This window comes from Roseateles sp. P5_E11, from assembly GCF_054049355.1.
In genome coordinates, this window is record NZ_JBFUMO010000980.1 from 1 (window position 1) to 1,325 (window position 1,325).

Consider the following 1,325-nt stretch of genomic DNA (forward strand, 5'->3'; position numbering starts at 1 on the left):
GGTCAGGCCTGCGGGCTCGTGCGCTGCTGGATGAGACGCGGGCCATGGCGCGCCGCATCCTGGGCGCCGATCGCGGTGAGGTCTTCTTCACCAGTGGTGCGACCGAGGGCATTCAGACAGCCGTCGTTTCAGCGCTGGGCGGGTTGCGTCGCCAGCGTGAAAGCGGCAAGCCAATGACGCTTCAACTGCTGTACGGCGCCACGGAACACAAGGCTGTGCCTGAGGCACTGCGCCACTGGAACGCCATGCTCGGCCTCAACCTGCCGGTTCGAGCCATCCCCGTCGATCGCGATGGCCGACACAACCTGGTCTGGCTCAAGGAGCAGGCGCCATGGACTGGCCTGGTTTGCACGATGGCGGCAAACAACGAGACGGGCGTGGTCAGCGACCTCGAAGGGATTGCCCAAGCACTTGAAGGCAGTCCTGCCCTATGGATGGTCGATGGCGTGCAAGCCCTTGGAAAGATGCCGCTACGTCTGTCGGGCCGCCGCATCGACTACGCACCTTTCTCGGGCCACAAGCTCTACGCCCCCAAAGGCATCGGGATGCTCTATGTGCGCGAAGGCGCTCCATTCGATCCACTGCTGATCGGCGGCGGTCAGGAGGGCGGACTTCGGGCCGGCACGGAGAACATGTCCGGAATTGCCGCGCTCGGCGCCGTCCTCCGCGCGCTGGAGGACGAAACCACCTTCGCCAAGCGCGCGACTCTGGAGCGCTATCGCTCGGACCTGATGGCCGCTCTGGCCGAGGCCTTCCCAGGGGTGGTCTGGAACGCTGACCCTGAACTGTGCCTGCCCACGACCATCAACTTCTCCGTGCCAGGTGTGCCCTCCAAGGTGATCCTGGACCTCTTCGACGCAGCAGGCTTGCGGGTCAGTGGCGGCTCGGCTTGCGGCGCCTCGAAAGCAATGCCCAGCTATGTCCTGAAGGCGATGGGCGTGCCCGACGCGCAGTCTGAAGCGGCAGTTCGACTCAGCTTCGGTGCCGCAGACCGCGCCGAGCTAATCGGCGAGGCCTGCGCCCGGATCCGCCGATGCGGTGCCGCTCTCAGGGCGAACTGTCTGACGCCAGTACAACAGACGGCTTGCCCGTCGACCAACCTGGTCACGCGCCACGTGGTGGAGGGGGCTTGCTGCTACCTCATTTCAGATCCCGCAAGCCGAACCTGCGTCGTCATCGATCCTCTGCCAGAGCTCACCGAACACCTGGCTCGCTGGATCCGATGCCAAGATCTTTGCGTAGCCGCGATCCTCGACACGCACAGCCATGGAGACCACGAGTCCTCGGCGGCCGAGCTTCGCACGGCCCTGCCTGATGTCCTGCTG

The 1,325-nt window shown here is 65.3% G+C and carries 1 protein-coding gene; it reads left to right on the top strand.

The features are described 5' to 3' along the window. Positions 1-23 precede the first annotated feature (23 nt). On the top strand, positions 24-1,325 hold a 1,302-nt coding region (locus tag ACXJKR_RS32680; protein WP_457326403.1), incomplete at its 3' end, for an aminotransferase class V-fold PLP-dependent enzyme.